The sequence below is a fragment of the Halorussus aquaticus genome, from assembly GCF_024218795.1.
Classification (GTDB): Archaea; Halobacteriota; Halobacteria; order Halobacteriales; family Haladaptataceae; genus Halorussus; species Halorussus aquaticus.
Map to the genome: position 1 here is coordinate 1,785,808 of NZ_CP100400.1, position 19,470 is coordinate 1,805,277.

The window sequence follows — 19,470 nt, forward strand, 5'->3', positions numbered from 1 at the left end:
CCCGACGCCTTCCGACGGCCCCTCCGACCCCATTTTCGACTCGCTCCAACACGCTTATCCCCTCGCGTTCCGACGCTTCACGTATGTTCGGAGGAGGCGGCGGGGGACTCGATCCCCGCAAGATGCAACAGATGATGAAGCAGATGGGTATCGACGTGGACGAACTCGACGCAGAAGAGGTCGTCATCACCAAGAGCGACGGCGAGAAACTGGTGTTCGATAACCCCGACATCACCGTGATGGACGCCCGCGGGCAGGAGACCTATCAGGTCGTCGGCGAACCCCAGACCACCGAGGGCGACGCTGGCGGGGCCACCGCGGTCGAGTCCGGCGACGAGAGCGACGAGAGCGGGGGCATCCCCGACGAGGACGTAGAACTCGTCGCACAGCAGGCCAGCGCGACCGAGGACGACGCCCGCGAAGCGCTGGAAGCCACCGACGGCGACCTCGCGGCCGCCGTCGAGCGGCTACAGTGACGGTCCTGCTGGTTCACGGCGACCGGGAGTACCTGCGAGAACCGGGCGAGGAACTCCAGACCGACCTCGGCGTCGTCGACGTTCCCGAAGACGTCGAACCCGGCCAGACGCTGGAGTCCCATCTCGGCGAACCGTTCGAGGTCCGCGCCCTGCGCGGTCCGGACCTGTTCAACCACTTCGAGCGCACCGGCGCGCCGATGATGCCCCGCGACGTGGGTCTCATCGTCGGTCACACCGGCGTCGCCAGCGGCGACCGCGTGCTCGACGCCGGGACCGGGACGGGCGTCCTCTCGGGCTATCTCGGCCGGATGGGCGCGGACGTGACTACCTTCGAGCGCGACCCCGAGTTCGCCGAGGTGGCCCGCGGGAACATGGACCTCGCCGACGTCGCCGACCGAGTGGACGTGCGCGTCGGCGACGTGACCGAGGAGATCGCCGACGCGAGCGAGGACGACGCGCTCGGCGAGTTCGACGTGCTGACCCTCGACACCGAGGACGCGCCCGAGGTCGTCGCTCACGCGCCGGACCTGCTGGTCCGAGGCGGGTTCGTCGCGGTCTACTCGCCGTTCGTGGAACACACCCGCGAGGTCGTGGAGTCGGCCCGCGAGGCCGGTCTCGCCGACGTGGAGACCCTCGAAACCATCCAGCGTCGGATGGACTTCGACGACCGTGGCTCGCGGCCGTCCACCGCGGGCGTCGGTCACACCGGATACCTGACGTTCGCGCGTCGGCCCTGAGTCGTCGAACGACCCGGCCGACGTTTCGACACCTCCCCGGCGAATCGCCGGACACCGCCCGCCCAAGGGCGGCCTGTTTTTCCGTAGGCGACACTTGCGAGCGTCAGTCGCCGCATAACAAAGCCACTCGGAGGCGTCGTGACGACGACAACTCCATGTCCGATTCGCTCGAAGTCGCGCTGTTAGTCCGCGGTACCGACGTTCCGGAGTGGCAGGCCAGCGCCGTCGAGGCGATGCTCGCCCGAACCGACGCCGAGGTCAGCCACGTCGTCCGGAGTACCGGGTCGGTCGCCGGGAGCGACGGCGGTCTCGGCCACTACCTCGACCGGGCGCGGGAGTACCCCCTCTGGACGCCCGTCGGCGCGGCGTTCCAGTTCACCGACCTCCCGGCGTACCGCGAACCCCGAGACGTGGCCGACATCGAGGGACTGGGCGACCCCGAGGCGCTGGCGGTCGAACCCGACCCCGCGCCCGACTTCGGCAACGTCCTGCCCGACCACGCGGTCGAGACGGTCGGCGAGGCCGACGTCGCCGTCCGGTTCGGTTTCGGCATCCTCAAGGGCGACGTTCTCGACGCGCCCGACTACGGCGTCCTGAGCTTCCACCACGGCGACCTCAGGGAGTATCGGGGGATGCCCTCGGGATTCTGGGAGTACCTCCACGACGAGGACACCGCGGGCGTGACCCTGCAGAAACTCTCGGAGACGCTCGACGGCGGGGAAATCGTCGCGTACGAACCGGTGGACATCGCCGACGCCCCGACGTGGTCCGGCGTCCGGCGACGCCTCTTCGCGGTCTCCGACGACGTGCTGGTGAAGGGCATCAGAAACGTCGCGCGCGGCGTCGAACCCCGGTCGCCCGACGAACTCGGGGACCTCTACTCGCTGCCCGAAGGCGGCGACGTGCTGAAGTACGTCGTCAAGGAGGGGAAGGGCCGGATTCGGAACGTCGTGGGGTAGCAGATTGAGGCTCTCGACGAACTACCTCACAGCGGGCCGAAGGCTCGCGCGACCGAGTGCAGCAAAAAGTGAGCTTCAGTTGTCGTCTTCGCGCCACTTGTGTTCGCACTCGGTGCAGATGAAGAAGCGCGTCTCGCTCTCGTCCGCCGCGCGAATCTGTTGCATGTACCACCGGGCGCGGTCGTTCCCGCACTCGGGACAGTGTGCGTCGGTGGTCGGAAGCGCGCTCTCCTCGTCGCCCTTGTTCGTCTCGATGACCTCGCTGGCCTCTTGGTCCTCGGTCACGACGTAGTTGGCCTCCGGGTCCTTCGGCGTCTTGTTGCCGCAGCTTCCGCAGACCCACAGTTCGTCCTCGGCTTTCATCATCGAACCGCACTCGTCACAGAACTCCATTATTGTCTCGCCGTAGCCGACGCGGCAAGTTAAGCGGCGTGCTTTACCCCTCTCCCTCCGACTGATAGGGTTCGCCCACGGCGTCCCGCGGTAGGACGTTCTCGATTTCGGTCGAGAGGTCCTCGACAGACTCGTACTCCTCGGCCGACGTGTCGGCGACGAGGTCGCCGAGATTCAACTCCCCGTTGGCGTGCGTGAGCGTCACGTCCTCGAACTGGCTGGCGGCCTCGTCGCGACTGACGGGGTAGGAGAGTTCCGAGAGCGCGGTCTCGATGCGGCTGAGTTTGACCTGCCGTGTCATGCGACCGGGCTACGACGACCCGCTCCTTATACGTTTCCGCGACGGACCACCTCTCGGAACGGAGAGACTTTGTGGCGCGCGACCCAACGCCGGACCATGACCGAAGTCGTCGTCGCTGGCGGTGGACTCGCCGGACTGGTCGCGGCGCGCCACCTCGCCGACGCGGGCGCGGACGTGCGACTCTACGAACGCCACCACGACCCCGGCGGTCGGGTGCGTTCGGTTCGCAGAGACGGGTTCGTCTTCGACCGCGGTTTTCAGGTGCTTTTCACCGCTTACCCGGCGGCGCGGCGGGAACTCGACTACGACGCGCTCGACCTCCGGCAGTTCAAACCCGGCGCGGTGGTGGCCCGACCGGGCGAGCGCTCGACCCTCGCCGACCCCTTCCGCGACGTGGACGCCGCACTGGAGACGCTCCTCAATCGGGACGTGACCGTGCGCGACAAGCTACGGGTGCTCCGACTCCGGCGGGAACTCGCCGAGAAGTCAGAGCGCGAGATGGCAGGCGGTCCGGACCGGACTACCCGCGAGTACCTCCGCGACCGGGGGTTCTCCAAGAAGTTCGTGACGAACTTCGCCGCCCCGTTCTACGGCGGCATCACCCTCGACCGGAGTCTCGGTACCTCGAAGCGGGTGTTCGAGTACACCTTCAAGATGCTGACCGTCGGACACATCGCGGTCCCGGCCCGCGGGATGGGCGCTATCGCCGAGCAACTGGCCGGGTCGGCGCGCGAGTCCGGGGCCGAACTCCTGATGGACGAGACGGTGACCGACCTCGACCCGAACGCGAGCGACCCCCGAATCGAAGTCGGTAGGGACTCGACCACCGCCGACGCCGTGGTGGTCGCCACCGACCCCAAGCAGGCCCGCGAGTTGACGGGCGTCGAGTCCGTTCCCACCGACGCCAAGGGCTGTGTCACCCAGTACTACGCCCTCGACGGGTCGGAACTCGACACGGGCGCGCGTCTCCTGCTCAACGCCGACTCGTCCGGGCCGAACCACGTCGCCCAACTCTCGGCGGTCGCGCCCGAGTACGCGCCGGAGGACCGCAACCTCCTGAGTGCGACCTACCTCGGCGTGCCCGACGAGGACGACGAGGCCCTCGCCGAGCGCACGGCCCGGACGCTGAACTCGTGGTACCCCGAGCGCCGTCTCGACCTCGAACCGCTCCACACCAGTCGCATCGAGTTCGCGCAGTTCGCCCAACCGCCGGGCGTTCACGACCGACTGCCGGACGTGCGCGCGCCCGACGGTCCGGTCTACCTCGCGGGCGAGTACACCGACACCTCGTCGCTCAACGCCGCGATGGAGAGCGGTCGAAGGGCCGCGCGGTGCGTCGCCGAGGACTTCGACTTGGACCGCTGACGGCACGGCGCCGCCGACTGGCCTTCGTCATCGTCCGAGAGCAACGCGGAGACGCCGCTCGGAGAGACGGAACTCCGGAAGAACGGAAGGGGTACCGGAAGAACGGAGCGTTACGCCGACGGCGTCGGGTACGAACTCAACTCCAGCGTCTCGGGGTCGAGTCGGTAGTAGCGTTTCTCGACGGAGGCCACGCTCACGACGCGAGTGTCGCCGTAGGTGGTCTCGGCGTGTTCGTGGTGGTGGCCGACCAGACACAGGTCCGGGTCCAGCGCCTCCAGCAGTCCGTCCACGTGTTCGCAACCGACCTCGTAGGACTCCGCGACCGGCAGGCCGTGGGGCGCTTCGTGGGTCAACAGCACGTCCACGTCCTCGACGGTCTTCAGGCGCTCCACGTCCCCCCGCACGAAGTGTCGCCTGCGCTCGCCCTGCAGGTTCGGGCGGGGGCGCTCGAACTGCGTCGGCGCGTAGTTACCGCAGAGACCGGCGACTCGAAGGCCGTCGATTTCGACCGCCTCGTCCGACAGCAGGAAGGCGTTCGTGACGTCGGAACTGTCGAGGCGGCCGTGTCGAAGCGCGTCGATGGTGTCGAAGTCCTCGTTGTTACCGGCGATGAAGTACGTGGGAATCGGCAGGTCGTAGTAGAGTAGGTCGCCCAACTGCAACGCCACCTCCGCGTCGGCGTCCCGATAGGCGGCGAACAGCGCGCGCCGATTGTCGGGGTCGTCGGCGTGGGCGTCTCCGAGAACGAGCATTACTCCCCGCTTCGGCGGTCGGAAAGATAAAACCCACTCTCGGGAGAGCGGTCGAACGTCCGCCCGGACGAGAGTCGTTTAACCGACAAACATCGTAACATAAAGATACGTCTGGCGGCGTCGTTACGGACGAAATCACAGAACCGTGCCAGACACAGAGGAACGCTCCGATGGCGGTCTCCCTCGGCGCTTCGACTGTACTGACTGTACAGACTACGAAGCCGAGTACGGTCTCGACCTCACCGATCTGGACGAACTCGAGTACCGTTCGGAGTTCTGCGAGCGGATCGACAGACGAGCGACGTACCGAACGCTCCCGTTCGACCAGGAGTGCCGTCTTCTGGGTGCCCTCGGTGACGTTCACGGTGCCGAGAACGTCTGTCCCGTCCTCGACCCCCATTACCGATGGAAAGTTTCCTCGCATCCGAAACACGGGTATCCACAGCATCACGAACACCTCTTCAAGCAGACGTTCGACGTCGAGTGTGACGTTCGGGGCGAGGACCCGCCGTCGTACAGGACGGACCCCGCTCACCGAGCGGTCGCCGGAGATATCTACTGCGTAACGCAGGCGTTCCTCGACCGAACGGTAGGCCGGGAGTTGACCGTCTATCGTGGACTCTCGCGTCACGCCGGGACACTCGTCGCTCGGACACTTCGCGCGGAGACGGAACGGACCTACGAAATCCCCGCGAGCGTACTGAAGAACTTCACCGCGTCCGAAGCGTTCACGTCTCACTACAGTCCGCTCGTGTTGCAGGTTCGACTCCCGCGGACCGCCGTCGCCATCGCGGCGGACCACCTCGCCAAATATCGCGAAGACGGGACTCCCGCGGAACGCGACGACGAGTACCGCGTCTTCGGCGACGAACTCGGGAGCGTCGCCCACGACCAGATATATCTCGTCGTCGATGGAACCCGTACTTCACTGTTCGAGTTCTTTACCGCGAACGACTCCTTCACGACCGCCGAACATCGGTGTTACGTCGATGCAGTTCGACATCTGGCCGACGATAACGAACGCGTCACGGACGACCCCGGCTTCTCTCGGATTGCGGATTGGTACGCGACGCTGACCGCCGAGGAGTACGAGTTCGCCGAGGCGATAGAGGGGGTCGTGAACTACGTCGTCGGGCGGACGGACGAACTCCCGGACGACTGGAGAGCGGACGTAGCGGAGACGTTCGGCGACAACTGGATTTGAACAAAACCTATAAGACTGTAGGAGAGAAATGTGCTTGCAAGAGAGTTACTTATGTCGGACGAGGAACCCACGATAACGGTCGACCTCAGTGATGAGGGCGAAGAGTGGGTGCAGTACGCGCGAAAGCGAAAGCGACCTCGTTCGGAAACCGAACGCGACGAAGCGGCGCTCGAAACGGCGACGAGACGGAAGCTCCGACGAGCGGTTCGCGACTACCTCGAAGCGCTCGACAACGATATTCTCGACGTGGAGACGCGTTTCTCGCTCGACGATCAGCAGCTATTCGGGGAGCTAGCGAGTCTCGTCGTCCGACGGGCACCGAACGTCGAGGCCACTCGCACGAGGATTCGGGAACGGTTGAGCACCGAAGAGAACGTTTCGCCGTTCGACTTACCCAAACGGACCCGGGAAGCCACGGCGGAGTACCTCGTCGAGGATAGGGTCGGAAAAACCGAGATACGCAGTCTGGCCGATCTGCTTCTAGAACGAGAGCAGGCGGTTCTCGACACCGCCGAGTTCGACACCGACACTCCTCGAACCGAGACCAGTTGGTCCTCGGAGCGGGTGTCGACGAGTCGGCGCGGCGAGTCGGTTACCGAAAACGAGACGCGCCTGAACAGCAGAGGGTAATCGGCACGGCCATCGGTCGCGCGGATAGAACGACGCTCCATGACGGGTGACAAATGAGACCGACCGAGTATCACATCACGGACCTGGACCTGTCTCTCTCGGAAATCTCTCCGGGCCAGACCCGACCCGCACGGACGGAGTTCGGAATCTCTCACAGTAGCAACCCGCAGTACGAGACCGACATTGGAGCGTTCGTGACGCCCTTCGAACTCGAAGTGCGACTCTACGAGAGCAACGTCGCCGAGACGCGAATCGAGGAGTCGGGCGAACCGACGGGGGTCATTCAGTGCCAGTTCCTCACGATAGTCGAAGGCGATGAGTCGGAGTTCGAATCCGCGATAGAGCGGTGGAGGGAACACGGGTACGATGCGGTGTCCGCCGACTTCCGGTCACATCTCGAGGAGGGAATCACGGACGAGATCATCGTTCCGATAGCGGGCCTCCTCCGTCCCTCGTACCGAGGGTTAGTTCCGCGACTTCTGGCCAGCGACGACTTGGACGAGTCGCTCGTGAGCGACGGCCGAGAGTAGGGGCGACTCGGCCTGCGGAGCGACGGTGGCAGGCCTAAACGAGGCGGGGCGGCGGAACGCCAGCCTTCTGTTGGAAGACAGTTTGGACCACCGCTGGCTCGCAGGTACTACACCCAACGGAAGCGTTAAGTCCCCGGAGGTGAGTGTCACGCATATGCACTCCGACCCCGCTGCGGCCACTCGCGTTCGCTCGGCCAGCGGTGGGTCGGTCGGTTTTTCGGGGCTGAAACGCACAAAACCCGGTTACTAACAGGTCCTCGGCGGCGTGGCGACCCGTCGTTGGCCGTCCTCGTTTTGCACCGCGCGCCGACCAGTCCCGAACACAACGTAACATGACACGCACCGACGAACCCTTCAGTGGGGTCTACCCCGCGATGACGACCCCCTTCGAATCAGACGACAGCATCGACTTCGACCAACTCCGAACTGACGCTCAGCGCCTCGCAGACGCCGGGGTGGACGGTCTCCTCGCGGTCGGTTCGACCGGCGAGAGCGCGACCCTGAGCCACGACGAACACGTCGAGGTGGTCGAAGCGGTCACCGACGCCGTGGACGTGCCCGTCATCGCGGGGTCCGGGAGCAACAACACCCGCGAGGCCCTCGAACTCTCCCGGCGCTCGGCCGACGCCGGGGCCGACGCGCTGTTGCTCATCTCGCCGTACTACAACAAGCCCGAACCCGAGGGGATGGAGCGTCACTACCGCACTATCGCCGACGAGGTGGACCTGCCCCAGATACTCTACAACGTCCCCTCGCGGACGGGCCGCAACATCGCCGTCGAGACCGCGGCCTCGCTCGCGCGACACGAGAACATCGTCGGCTACAAGGCCGCCAGCGGCGACCTGAACCGAATCGGCGACGTGATAGAGCGCACCCGCGACGAGGCGTTCTCGGTGCTGTCGGGCGACGACTTCCTCACGCTCCCGATGCTCTCGCTCGGCGCGACCGGCACCATCAGCGTGTCCGCGAACGTCGAACCCGAGCGAACCGTCGCGCTGGTCGAGGCCGCGCTGTCGGGCGACTTCGCCGAGGCCCGCGAGGTCCACGAGGAACTCGCGCCCCTCGTCCGCGCGCTGTTCGAGGAGACCAACCCCATCCCGGTCAAGGAGGCCATGGAGATTCGGGATTACGGCCCGGCGCACCTGCGCTCGCCGCTGACTCGCCTCTCGGAGGACCACCGCGCAGAACTTGCGGGTATCCTCGGAGAGTTAGAGGGGGAACCGACTGAGGTACAGCCATGACCGAGACCGAGCGACGACCGGCGGGAATCGAGAGACGACCGACCGGACCACAGAGACGACGATGAGCGTAGCAGTCGCAGTGACGGGCGCGACCGGCCAGATGGGCCGGGCGGTCCTCGACGCCGCCAGCGCCCGCGAGGACGTGACCGTCGCCTTCGCCGTCAACCGCGACCCCGCGGACGACGAGTCCGTCGGCGAGGTCTCGGTCGAACCCGCCCGCGAGTTCGACCGACTGGTGGCCGAACGCGACCCGGACGTAATCGTGGACTTCACCGGTCCCGCGAGCAGTCAGAACTACGTCGCGGTCGCCGCCGAGGCCGGTGTCGCCAGCGTCGTCGGCACCACCGGATTCGACGACGAGGGCGAGGCGGCGCTCCGCGAACTCGCCGAGTACGCGCCCGTGCTGAAGGCGTCGAACTTCGGCCGGGGCGTGCAGGCTCTGCTCTCGGCAATCGAGTCCGCGGTCGCCGACCTGCCGGGCTACGACGTGGAGGTCACCGAGACTCACCACAACCGGAAGCGCGACGCGCCGAGCGGCACCGCCAAGACGATTCTCGACCGAATCGAGAGCGCGCGAGACGGCGACTCCGGCGAGCGCGTCCACGGCCGCGAGGGCGAGGCTCCCCGCGAGGCGGGCGACATCGGCGTCCACGCCCGCCGCGCCGGGACGATTACGGGCGAACACGAGGTCCTGCTCGCGGGCAACCACGAGGAGGTCCGCCTCACTCACCGAGCGGAGGACCGGGGCGTCTTCGCCGAGGGGGCGCTGGACGCGGCGGTCTGGCTGGCCGAACGAGACCCCGGATGGTACGATTTTGCCGACGTAGTGGAGGGAGACGCATGAGTCTGGAAACTGAGGTAGACGACCTGTGGCATCGATACGACGACGGCGACCTCACCGCGGCCGACGCGGGCGAGGAGGCGTACGCCGTCCTCGAAGCGTTCCTCGACGCGCTCGAAACCGGCGAGGTCCGGGCCGCCGAGAAGCGCGGCGGTGAGTGGGAGTCCAACGAGTGGGTCAAGCGGGGCATCCTGCTCAACTTCGGCCTGCGCGGCATCGAGGGCCGGGAGTACGGCGACGTGACGTACCACGACGTGCTGCCACTGCGCGAGACCGACGACCTGCCCGGCCGGGGCACCCGCAACACCCCCGACGGCACCGTGATTCGACGCGGCGCGTACCTCGGGTCGGACTGCATCATGATGAGTCCGAGTTTCGTCAACATCGGCGCGCACGTCGGCGACGGTACCCTCGTGGACTCCTGTGACACCGTGGGGTCGTGCGCCCAAATCGGTTCGGACGTGAAGCTGGGCGCGAACACCCTCATCGGCGGCGTGCTGGAACCGGTCGAGGACGCGCCCGTCGTCGTGGAGGACGGCGCGTCGCTCGGCGCTGGCTGTCGAGTCACCTCGGGGTTCGTCGTGGGCGAGAACAGCGTGGTCGCGGAGAACACCCTGCTCACGCCTCGCATCCCGGTCTACGACCTCGTCGATGAGGAGGTCGTCTACGGCCGCCTGCCGCCCGAGCGCCGGGCGTTCACCCGGTTCGTGGAGTCGTCGGTCGGCGACCACGACCTGTTCGAGGGCGGGGCGTACAAGCCCGCGGTCGTGGCGATGGACGTCGAGGAGACGACCCTCGAAGGCGTCGAGCGAGAGGAGGCCCTGCGAGAATGAGCGCCGCGACGGTCCGGAACCCGGCGGTCCGACGACTCGCCGACTGGTCGGCCGAGCGACTCCGGGCGCTGGCCGACGACCACGGGACGCCCCTCTACGTCCTCGATCTGGACCGCGTCCGGCAGAACTACCGACGGATGGCCGACGCCTTCCCGGAGGCCGAGGTGTACTACGCCGCGAAGGCCAACACCGCCCGGCCGGTCCTGCGAGCGCTCGCCGACGAGGGCGCGGGCATCGAGTGCGCGTCCGCGGGCGAACTCGCCAGAGTCCTCGACGCTCGCGAGGCGCAATGCGCCTCGGACGCGCGAGCGGGGAGAGACGACCCGCGAGCAGGCGTCGCGGGGTCGCGCGTCCACTACACGGCGGTCAACCCGCCGGACCGCGACCTCGACGTGGCGGTCCGACTCGCCGACGACCACCCCGGCCTGACGATCACCGTGGGCGCGGCCGACACCCTCGACAGACTCGCCGAGCGAGGGTACGACGGCCGCATCTGCCTGCGAGTCAACCCCGGCGTCGGCGCGGGCCACCACGAGAAGGTGGCCACCGGCGCGGACGCCAAGTTCGGCGTGCCGTACGACCGGGCCGCGGACCTCGCAGAGGACGCGACCGCGCGCTTCGAGGTGGTCGGTCTCCACGCCCACGCCGGAAGCGGTATCTCCGGCGAGGACCTCTCGGCCCACCGAGAACTGGTCTCGCGGATGGGCGACCTCGCGCGCGAGGTCGAGTCGCAGGACGTCGAACTGGAGTTCGTGGACGTCGGCGGCGGGTTCGGCGTCCCCTACCGACCCGACGAGGACCCCCTCGACCTCGACGCCGTCGCGGCCGCGACCCGCGAGGCGCTGGGCGAGGTGGACGCGACCCTCGCGGTCGAACCCGGCCGGTATCTCGTGGCCGACGCTGGCGTCCTGCTGACCGCGGTCAACACGGTCAAGGAGGCGGGCGACGGCGCGGTAGTCGGCGTCGGGGCGGGGATGACAACCCTCGCCCGGCCCGCGCTCTACGACGCCCACCACGAGATGCGCAACGTATCGGCCGACGCCGAGCGTCGCCCGGACCGCGAGGTGACGGTCGCCGGACCGGTCTGCGAGAGCGCAGACACCTTCGGCGACCACTGGCTGGCAGACCCCGAACGCGGCGACCTGCTCGCGATAGGCAACTCGGGGGCCTACGGCTACGAGATGGCGAACCAGTACAACTCCCGCCCGCGCCCGGCGTCGGTCGTCCTCGACGGCGACGACGTTCGAGTGGCGCGACGGCGCGAAACGATTGCGGACGTGACGGCGGTCGAACCGGAGGACCAAGCATGAGCATCGAGTACGAGAAGTTTCACGGCACTGGCAACGATTTCGTAGTAGTAGACGCGGACGAGTACGTCCCCGACAGGGCGGCGTTCGCCCGAAAGGTGTGCGACAGACACGACGGCGTGAGCGTCGCCGGGGGTTCGACGGACGAGTCCGTCGGTGCCGACGGGACACTGTTTCTGGCGCTCGAACCCCAGTTCTCGCCGCCCCGCGTGGTGATGACGCTGGTCCAACCCGACGGTTCGACCGCGGCGATGTGCGGCAACGGCGCGCGGTGCGCGGCCAAGTGGGCCGCCGAGCGAACCGGCGCGGACGCCATCATGCTCGACACGCAGGCGGGAACTCGCCGGGCCGAGATTCGCGGCGACGAAGTGACCATCGAGATGGGCGAACCCTCGTTCGCGCCCGGCGACGTGCCGCTCGCGTCCGACCGCGAAGACCCGCTCATCGACGCCGACGTGGCAGAAGCCCCAGAGGGCATGGAACTCACCGCGGTCAACACCGGCGTCCCCCACGCCGTCGCGTTCGTCGAGGACGTGGACGACGTGGACCTCGACGCGGTCGCGCCCGCGATTCGTCACGCCGACGTCTTCCCCGAGGGCGCGAACGTCACGTTCGCATCCGAGCGCGCGGACGGCGGGTTCGACCAGCGAACGTTCGAGCGCGGCGTGGAGGGCGAGACCCGGTCCTGCGGGACGGGCGCGGTCGCCATCGGCGTCGCGGCCCGACGACTCGGACGGACCGACGAGGACCCCGTGTCCGTCTTCCCGCCGGGCGGCGAACTCGAAGTCGGCTTCCGGAACGGGCGGGCGACGCTCACCGGTCCGACCGAGCGCGAGTTCGAGGGCGAGGTCGCCTCCACGCCGGAACCGCGGCGCGTCTCGGAAGCATGAGCTTCGACCCCGTCGAGTTCCTCGAAGCGGCGGTGCAGACGCCCTCCCACGAGGACGTGACCGAAATGCGCGACCTGCTCGTGGAGACGCTCGAATCCGCGGACGCCGACTGCGGGGTCGAGGTAGACGACGCCGGGAACACCGTGGCGGTCCGGGACTCGGGCCGCGAGGGACCACACGTCGTCCTCAACACTCACATCGACACCGTGCCGCCCCACGTCGAGTTCGAGCGGGTCAGCGGCGGTGGCGGCGCTGACGGCGGAGGCGATATCGTCCGCGGCCGGGGGTCCTGCGACGCGAAGGGACCGCTGGCGGCGCTGCTCGCGGCCTTCCTCGGGACCGCCCCCGAGCACGGCCGCGTGACCCTCGCGGTCACGCCGGACGAGGAGACGAACTCGACGGGCGCGGCCGCCCTCGACTTCGACCCGGCCCCGGACGCCGTCGTCGTGGGCGAACCCACGGAACTCGACGTGTGCAACGCCGCCAAGGGCCGGTTTCAGGCGACCGTCACCGTCCGGGGTGCGAACGCCCACGCCGCAGAACCGCAGTCCGGCGTCAACGCGGTCCGCGCGGCGGGCGACCTGCTGGCCGCGCTCGACGACTTCGGCGAGCGCGAGGACACCCCCGACCCCAGTGCGCAGTTAGGTGCGCCGACGCTGACGCCGACGACAATCGAGGGCGGCACCGCGACGAATCAGGTGCCCGCGGAGTGTTCGTTCGTCGTAGACCGCCGGAGCGTGCCGCCGGAGACCGCCGAGGGGTTCCGGTCGGCGCTGGCCGAACATCTCCGAGAGCGCGCCCCGGCGGCGGTCGGCGTCGAAGTGGCGCTGGCCGAGCGCGACACCCCGTTTCTGGCGGCGTTCGAGACGCCCGAAGACGACCCGGTCGTCCGGGCGCTCCGGGAGGCCAGCGGCGGCGCGGTCCGGCCGTTCGGTGCCGCGACCGAGGCGTCGTACTTCGCGCAGGTCGCGCCGACGGTCGTGTTCGGGCCGGGGTCGCTGGCCGACGACGAGGGCGCGGTGGCCCACTCGCCCCGCGAGTACGTCCGCCTCGCGGAGGTCGAGCGCGCTGGCGAGGCCGTCGAAGCGACGCTGGCGACGCTACTGTGCTGAGTCGGGTAGCCGTCCCGACCGTTGGTTTTCTGAGTTAACACCGGCCATCGAGTTTCGAGGCCAGTTACCGGTATCTCTGCGACCGGGCCTCCTTCGTCCGCTCCGCTTCCGTCACCGATACGTCCGACTCGGTGAGTCGTCCGGAGGTCCGGAAGAGTCATTATTGCAATAACACTAGTAGTTAATTATATTTCTCAGGGGAGTGAATGAGGTGGCGTAGCATGACAGACGATTCGTCTCACTCGAACTGTACCGACCGTCGAACGTTCCTGCGCGCGACTGGCGTGGCGCTAACCGGCGCGACGGTTACCGCGGGCGCGGCGTCCGCTCGCGGTCCGCCCGAGAGCGACGCCCACGTCGCCAAGGCCGACTTCTCGAACGGTATCTCCACCGACCGCATCGAGGAGGTCCGTCGGACCGCTCGCGCGGAGTACAACGCCCGCGGCGGCGACTTCGACGTAACGCCCGCCGTCTCGAACCCGGACCCCGAGGACGGCACCATCGTCTCGTACTCCTACAAGATCGACGCGAACGGCGTTCCCCGCCAGTACACCGGCGTCGCGGGCGACGCCAAGTCGGCCGCGAAACTCCACGGGAAGGCCGCCCGGCGCGCCACGGCATTCGACCGCACCTCGACCGCCACCGCGGACGGTGTCGCGACCCAGAGCGCCTCGTGGAACGACGTGCTTCACGACGAGGCCGACTTCTGCTCGGACCCCTACGGATGCGTCACGAACAACCTCGACCTCAAGCAGTTGGACGGCGACGGCGACTCTGCGCAGGACGCCTACGCCGTCAAGCACTTCTTCGTGATGGAACCCGGCACGCAGAAGTACGACTCCGGATGGGTCAACGACGTCGGCGAACCAAAACACGACTGGAGCCAGAACGACATGGGCAACGCCGACCTCGACGAGTACGACCCGCTCGGAACCCACGACGGGAGCCAGAGCATCAAGGTCTCGGTCGGGACGAGCGGCGCGTCGCTCGGGTGGAGCTACACCCAGCCAGCGGTCACGACCATCGACGAGTCGAGTCCGAGCGGCAACTACGCGACGTGGAACGAGGAGTTCAACACCGACGCCGCCCGCCGGAACACCAACGGCATGAAGCCCGGTAGCTCCTGCTGGATAGACCAAGAGGCCACCGGGAGCGGCCAGTACGACCTGATGGACCTCGTCTCCAAGGGGACCTTCTACGATGGCGGGTGGAGTTCGGACACCTACTACCTCAAGCACACGTTCCACCTCAAGGTGAACTACTGAACACGGCGGAATCGAACGGGTCCGCCTCCCACCCTCACCGAGTCGTCCAGAACACCGTGCGGCCCGGGAAGTGGTGGCGGCGGACGGCCTCGCTGACGACGACGATTCCGGCCAGCGCCATCGCTACCGCGCTCGCCCCGAACGTCGTCCGCCAGTTGAAGAACAGTCGTCGGGTGACGATATGGAGGTCGTCCCCGCGCTCCACTACCAGTTTCCCCTTCTTCTTGCGCGGACCCGGCAGGTCGCTCGGGTTCCGGATCACGAGACGCTCGCCGTCGAGTACCCGGTCCACCGTCCGCCGGTCGCGCTCGGACAGGTCGTCGTAGGCGACGACCGACTCGGTGCCCTCGGGAATCGTCGCGGCGGTCCCCTGCGACTGGACCTCGTACTCCAAGGCCCCGACGCCGACGACGAGTGCCCCGGTCAACAGGAGGATGCCGAGGAAGAAGAGACCGAAGTGGAGGGTATCGCTCACGACCCGGGAATGTATCTCGGATTATATATCGCTTTCGTCGGGAAGGACGTTCGGAGGTCCCCGGCCTTCGCTACTCGTCGTCCAGCGAACCGACCATCTCGCTGGCGACGCCCGTGTATCCCGCGGGCGTCAGGGCCAGCAGTTCCTCGCGGGTGGCCTCGTCCACGTCCAACTCCTCGAAGAGGTCCCGGAAGTCCGCCAGCGTCACGCGACGACCGCGGGTCAGGTCCTTGACGCGCTCGTAGGCGTCGTCGTGGCCCTCGCGCCGGAGGATTGTCTGGACCGCCTCGCCGATGATTTCCGGGGTCGCTTCGAGGTCCTCGCGCATGACCTGCTCGTTGGGGACGACCTTCCCGAGTCCGTCCCGCAACTTGACGTAGCCGAGCAGGCAGTAGGCGAACGCCGCGCCGACGTTGCGCTTGACCGTCGAGTCCGAGAGGTCGCGCTGGAGTCGGGAACTGGTGACGTAGTCGCCGAGGAACACGAGGTCCGAGTTGGCCTTCGAGAGGTTGCCCTCGCTGTTCTCGAAGTCGATGGGGTTGACCTTGTGGGGCATGGTCGACGAACCGGTCTCGCCCTCGGCGGCGACCTGCCCGAGGTAGCGGTCGCTGACGTAGCGCCACGCGTCGCGGTCCAAATCGAGCAGGACGTTGTTCGCGCCCCGGAGCGCGTCGAACAGTTCCGCGAGGTCGTCGCAGGGGTTGACCTGCGTGGTCAGCGGGGCCTGCTCCAGTCCGAGTCCCGCGACGAACCCGCGGGCGAACGCGGGCCAGTCCACGTCGGGGTAGGCCGCGACGTGGGCGGCGTAGGTGCCCGACGCGCCCGCCATCTTGCCCTGTAGTCCGTCGCGGGCGTCCTTCACGCGACCGATTGCCCGGGCGAGTCGGGAGGCGAAGACGGCCATCTCCTTGCCGAACGTAGTCGGGGTCGCGGGTTGGCCGTGGGTCCGCGCGAGCATGGGCACGTCCGCGTACTCGCGGGCGAGGTCCGCGAGCGAGTCCCGAATCTCGCGGAGTTGCGGCAGGAGCACGTCCTCGACGGCCCCCTTCACCAGCAGGCGGTAGGCGAGGTTGTTCACGTCCTCGCTGGTCAGTGCGAAGTGAATCCACGAGGAGGCGTCCTGCGCGCCCTCCGGCAGGTTCTCGCGGACGAAGTACTCGACCGCCTTCACGTCGTGGTTGGTCGCCGCGTAGTCGCCGTACCCCTCGGTCTCGATTCGCTTGACGAGTTCGGCGTCCTCCTCGTCGAACGCCTCGTAGAGGTCCCGGAGGTGGTCCCGGTCCGCGTCGTCCAGTTGGAGCGGCGTCGCGTCGAGGTCGGCCAGCGCGACCAGATACTCCACCTCGACCCGAACGCGAGCGCGCATCAGCGCGGCCTCGCTCGCGTACTCGCGCAGGGGTTCGGTCCGACCGGCGTACCGGCCGTCCAGCGGCGACACGGCGTAGAGGGGATTCATGTGGAAATCTGCCCCGTCGGGCGGCAAAAGCGTGTCGGTCGAAGTCGTCACGGTCGTGCATACTACCGGCACCAAAACACCTTTGAATGCCAAAAATATGCTCATTCGTGCATACTCCTTCGGACGCAATCGCAATACATTTCTGCTGAGACGGCGCGGCTTCGAACATGACACGCATCGCTGGACTCGCCAGTAACCGCGGACGGAACCTGATGCACCTCGCCGACCGGTCTCCCGGCGGCGCAGAAGTCGGCGTCGTCCTGACCAACGACCCGGACGCGCCCGTGCTGGAGGCCGCGGAGAAGCGCGGGATTCCCACGGAAGCCGTCGAGCGCGACGGCGACGAGTCGCGGCGCGACCACGAGGAGCGCGTCGTCGCGGCCCTCGCGGACTACGACTTCGACCTCGTCTGTCTCGACGGCTACATGCGCATCCTCTCGGACGCGTTCCTCGACGAGACGCCCCTGACCCTGAACGTCCACCCCTCGCTCCTGCCGTCGTTCCCCGGCACGGACGCCCACGCGCAGGTCCTCGACGCCGACGTGAAGACCACGGGTTGCACGGTCCACGTCGTCACCGACGCCACCGACGGGGACGGCAACGTGGTCGAAGACGAGGTGGACGCCGGTCCGGTCGTCACGCAGGAACCGATTCCGGTGTACGAGGGCGACGACGAGAGCGACCTGAAAGAGCGCGTCCTCTACGAGGGCGAGTTCAAGGCCTACCCGCGTGCGGTCCGGTGGTTCGCCGAGGACAAACTGACTGTCGATGCGGAGGCGGGGTCGGTCCGCGTCGAGGGCGACGAGGACGGACAGTTCCCGGCCCGCCGCGTCGAGACCGCCGACCGCGCGGCCGACCTCCGGTACGGAGAGAACCCGCATCAGGACGCCGCGCTCTACGGCGACGCGACCTGCGAGGAGGCCAGCGTCGTGGACGCCCCCCAACGCAACGAGGGCGCGAAGGGGATGGGGTACAACAACTACAACGACGCCGACGCCGCGCTGAATCTGGTCAAGGAGTTCGACCGGCCCGCCGCCGCCGTCATCAAGCACACCAACCCCGCCGGATGCGCCACCGCGGACTCGCTCGCCGAGGCCTACGACCGGGCGCTCGCCACGGACGCCAAGAGCGCCTTCGGCGGCATCGTCGCGCTCAACCGCGAGTGCGACGGCGCGACCGCCGAGCAGATTATCGACTCGTTCAAGGAAGTCGTCGTCGCGCCCGGGTACACCGACGACGCCCTCGACACGCTCTTCGAGAAGGACAACCTGCGCGTGCTGGACGTGGGCCGCGAGGAGGCGTTCGGCGAAATCACCGAGACGACCACCGAGAAGGACCTCGTCGGCGGCCGCCTCGTGCAGGAGCGCGACCTGCAGGCTCCGACCCGCGAGGAACTGGAGGTCGTCACCGAGAGAGAACCGACCGACGACCAGTACGAGAGTCTGCTGTTCGCGTGGCAGACCATCAAGCACGTCAAGTCCAACGCCATCCTGTTCGCCGACGGCACCGAGACGGTCGGCGTCGGCGCGGGGCAGGTCTCCCGGGTGGACGCAGTAGAGATAGCCAAGATGAAGGCCGAGAAGGACGCCGAGGGCAAGTCCGCCGAGGGCGCAGTCATGGCCTCGGACGCCTTCTTCCCCTTCCCGGACGCCATCGAGGCCGCGGCCGAGGCAGGCATCGAAGCGGTCATCCAGCCCGGCGGGTCCGTCAACGACGACGACGTCATCGAGGCCGCCGACGAGCACGACATGGCGATGGTGTTCACCGGGAACCGGTGCTTCAGACACGACTGACCGCCAGCGAGTACGGACCGAAAGTTCGGGAGAGTCGGAGTAACCGCCGATTCCGCCCCGCCGACTACGCCACCGATTTCGCCCGACAGAACAGCCACCGTGGGTGGGAGAAAGGGACCGCTCGGTCGCGGGCTTTTGAAACAGTCTTCACCTCAACTGTCTCGTCGCAACTATCGGCACTCGGGCGTTTTTAGACGGGCGATGGTTCCGAAATAACAGTCCCGTCCTCCACGAGAGGACGAGATTCAAGTACGACCGACCCAAACCAACGCGTGATGGGACTCGCAGACGACCCGAAAGTCAAACTGCTCGGCGGCGGGTTTCTGCTCTCGCTGTTCGCGCTCGTCAGCATCGTCGGGTTCGGACTCGTGGCCGCGCTCTCGGCGTTCGCCGCGCCCCCGGCAGGGACCCCGCTCGTCTTCGTCCTCCTCGAAGCCGTCGCGCCGTATCTCGTCGCGTCGGCGCTGGTGGGGATGCTCTCGTTCTTCCTACTCGTGGGGCTTACCGTCGCGGCGGTCCGGAGCGCCTCCGTCCCCCGCAACGACCGCCTCGCTCGGTTCGCCCGACTCCTCGAACGCTACTCCTCGGAGGCCCGACGCCTCGGGTTGTCCGAGCGCTTCGAACCGACGGCCGAGGAACGCATCGAGGCGCTCAAGCAGGAGTATGTAGACGGCGAGATAACCGAACTGGAGTACGAGCGCCGACTGCAGGAGTTGATGAACGAGGAGGGCGTCGAGGACGAGCGCGCCCGACACGAACCGACGCCGACCGAGTACGAGTTCGAGCGGTGAGTCGTCTCGGCGCTCCTCTTCGAGGTGGCTGTTCTTTCGAGTGATACTTCGGCACGCTGACGGTGCGCGGGGGTTGACGATGCGGCGAAGCTGACGGTGCGCTGGGGATGACGATGCGG

At 67.7% G+C, this 19,470-nt stretch carries 20 protein-coding genes and 1 pseudogene; 16 read left to right on the forward strand and 5 right to left on the reverse strand.

Annotation, left to right across the window (positions count from 1 at the left end):
* The first annotated feature begins 83 nt into the window (after positions 1-83).
* The 3 genes from NGM06_RS09215 to NGM06_RS09225 all read left to right on the forward strand — a co-directional run bounded on the left by NGM06_RS09215 (position 84) and on the right by NGM06_RS09225 (position 2,172).
* On the forward strand, positions 84-476 hold the full coding sequence (locus NGM06_RS09215; protein ID WP_254269983.1) for a nascent polypeptide-associated complex protein: 393 nt from the start codon (positions 84-86) through the stop codon (positions 474-476).
* Positions 473-1,213 carry a tRNA (adenine-N1)-methyltransferase gene (locus NGM06_RS09220; RefSeq protein ID WP_254269984.1) on the forward strand — a complete coding sequence of 247 codons (741 nt, stop codon included), beginning with the start codon at positions 473-475 and terminating at the stop codon, positions 1,211-1,213. The genes NGM06_RS09215 and NGM06_RS09220 overlap by 4 nt, the downstream gene beginning before the upstream one ends.
* A 155-nt stretch (positions 1,214-1,368) precedes the next feature.
* Positions 1,369-2,172, forward strand: coding sequence for a formyltransferase family protein (locus NGM06_RS09225; RefSeq protein ID WP_254269985.1), 804 nt, complete (start codon positions 1,369-1,371; stop codon positions 2,170-2,172).
* Positions 2,173-2,247: 75 nt separating this feature from the next.
* Here NGM06_RS09225 and NGM06_RS09230 read toward each other — a convergent pair whose 3' ends face one another.
* On the reverse strand, positions 2,248-2,565 hold the full coding sequence (locus tag NGM06_RS09230; RefSeq protein WP_163522263.1) for a transcription factor S: 318 nt from the start codon (positions 2,563-2,565) through the stop codon (positions 2,248-2,250).
* A 43-nt stretch (positions 2,566-2,608) separates the two neighbouring features.
* Positions 2,609-2,866, reverse strand: coding sequence for a DUF5789 family protein (locus tag NGM06_RS09235; RefSeq protein WP_254269986.1), 258 nt, complete (start codon positions 2,864-2,866; stop codon positions 2,609-2,611).
* Between the two features lie 96 nt (positions 2,867-2,962).
* On the opposite strand from NGM06_RS09235, the gene NGM06_RS09240 reads away from it, so the two are divergent.
* The gene (locus NGM06_RS09240) at positions 2,963-4,231 is read left to right on the forward strand and encodes an NAD(P)/FAD-dependent oxidoreductase (RefSeq protein WP_254269987.1); all 1,269 of its coding nucleotides are present in this window, start codon (positions 2,963-2,965) and stop codon (positions 4,229-4,231) included.
* A 110-nt stretch (positions 4,232-4,341) separates the two neighbouring features.
* On the opposite strand, the pseudogene NGM06_RS09245 reads toward NGM06_RS09240, so the two are convergent.
* A pseudogene (locus tag NGM06_RS09245) lies at positions 4,342-4,992 on the reverse strand (metallophosphoesterase family protein); the annotation flags it as partial.
* Positions 4,993-5,128: 136 nt separating this feature from the next.
* Here NGM06_RS09245 and NGM06_RS09250 point away from each other — a divergent pair.
* The 10 genes from NGM06_RS09250 to NGM06_RS09295 all read left to right on the forward strand — a co-directional run bounded on the left by NGM06_RS09250 (position 5,129) and on the right by NGM06_RS09295 (position 14,836).
* Positions 5,129-6,187: a hypothetical protein gene (locus NGM06_RS09250; protein ID WP_254269989.1), complete on the forward strand. Its 1,059-nt coding sequence runs from the start codon at positions 5,129-5,131 to the stop codon at positions 6,185-6,187.
* Positions 6,188-6,238: 51 nt separating this feature from the next.
* Complete coding sequence (locus tag NGM06_RS09255) at positions 6,239-6,817, forward strand: hypothetical protein (RefSeq protein WP_254269990.1); 579 nt, start codon at positions 6,239-6,241, stop codon at positions 6,815-6,817.
* 53 nt (positions 6,818-6,870) lie between these two features.
* Positions 6,871-7,347, forward strand: coding sequence for a hypothetical protein (locus tag NGM06_RS09260; RefSeq protein ID WP_254269991.1), 477 nt, complete (start codon positions 6,871-6,873; stop codon positions 7,345-7,347).
* Positions 7,348-7,679: 332 nt separating this feature from the next.
* Positions 7,680-8,588, forward strand: a complete 909-nt coding sequence (gene dapA, locus NGM06_RS09265) for a 4-hydroxy-tetrahydrodipicolinate synthase (RefSeq protein WP_254269992.1) — start codon at positions 7,680-7,682, stop codon at positions 8,586-8,588.
* Between the two features lie 61 nt (positions 8,589-8,649).
* On the forward strand, positions 8,650-9,432 hold the full coding sequence (gene dapB, locus NGM06_RS09270; RefSeq protein ID WP_254266686.1) for a 4-hydroxy-tetrahydrodipicolinate reductase: 783 nt from the start codon (positions 8,650-8,652) through the stop codon (positions 9,430-9,432).
* Positions 9,429-10,262 carry a 2,3,4,5-tetrahydropyridine-2,6-dicarboxylate N-succinyltransferase gene (locus tag NGM06_RS09275; protein WP_254266687.1) on the forward strand — a complete coding sequence of 278 codons (834 nt, stop codon included), beginning with the start codon at positions 9,429-9,431 and terminating at the stop codon, positions 10,260-10,262. The genes dapB and NGM06_RS09275 overlap by 4 nt, the downstream gene beginning before the upstream one ends.
* Positions 10,259-11,572: a diaminopimelate decarboxylase gene (lysA, locus tag NGM06_RS09280; protein ID WP_254266688.1), complete on the forward strand. Its 1,314-nt coding sequence runs from the start codon at positions 10,259-10,261 to the stop codon at positions 11,570-11,572. Before NGM06_RS09275 ends, lysA begins: the two co-directional genes overlap by 4 nt.
* Complete coding sequence (gene dapF, locus NGM06_RS09285) at positions 11,569-12,459, forward strand: diaminopimelate epimerase (protein ID WP_254266689.1); 891 nt, start codon at positions 11,569-11,571, stop codon at positions 12,457-12,459. The genes lysA and dapF overlap by 4 nt, the downstream gene beginning before the upstream one ends.
* Positions 12,456-13,571: a M20 family metallopeptidase gene (locus NGM06_RS09290; protein WP_254266690.1), complete on the forward strand. Its 1,116-nt coding sequence runs from the start codon at positions 12,456-12,458 to the stop codon at positions 13,569-13,571. The genes dapF and NGM06_RS09290 overlap by 4 nt, the downstream gene beginning before the upstream one ends.
* Positions 13,572-13,792: 221 nt before the next feature.
* The gene (locus tag NGM06_RS09295; RefSeq protein ID WP_254266691.1) at positions 13,793-14,836 is read left to right on the forward strand and encodes a hypothetical protein; all 1,044 of its coding nucleotides are present in this window, start codon (positions 13,793-13,795) and stop codon (positions 14,834-14,836) included.
* A 34-nt stretch (positions 14,837-14,870) separates the two neighbouring features.
* Here the strand turns inward: NGM06_RS09295 and NGM06_RS09300 are convergent, their stop codons facing one another.
* Positions 14,871-15,311, reverse strand: a complete 441-nt coding sequence (locus tag NGM06_RS09300) for a DUF7979 domain-containing protein (RefSeq protein WP_254266692.1) — start codon at positions 15,309-15,311, stop codon at positions 14,871-14,873.
* A gap of 70 nt (positions 15,312-15,381) precedes the next feature.
* Positions 15,382-16,767 carry an adenylosuccinate lyase gene (gene purB, locus NGM06_RS09305; RefSeq protein WP_254266693.1) on the reverse strand — a complete coding sequence of 462 codons (1,386 nt, stop codon included), beginning with the start codon at positions 16,765-16,767 and terminating at the stop codon, positions 15,382-15,384.
* Positions 16,768-16,934: 167 nt separating this feature from the next.
* Here purB and NGM06_RS09310 point away from each other — a divergent pair, with 167 nt between their 5' ends.
* Positions 16,935-18,560: a formyltransferase family protein gene (locus NGM06_RS09310; protein WP_254266694.1), complete on the forward strand. Its 1,626-nt coding sequence runs from the start codon at positions 16,935-16,937 to the stop codon at positions 18,558-18,560.
* A 275-nt stretch (positions 18,561-18,835) separates the two neighbouring features.
* A complete protein-coding gene (locus NGM06_RS09315) occupies positions 18,836-19,351 on the forward strand; it encodes an SHOCT domain-containing protein (RefSeq protein WP_254266695.1) in 516 nt (171 codons plus the stop codon).
* Positions 19,352-19,470 lie beyond the last annotated feature (119 nt).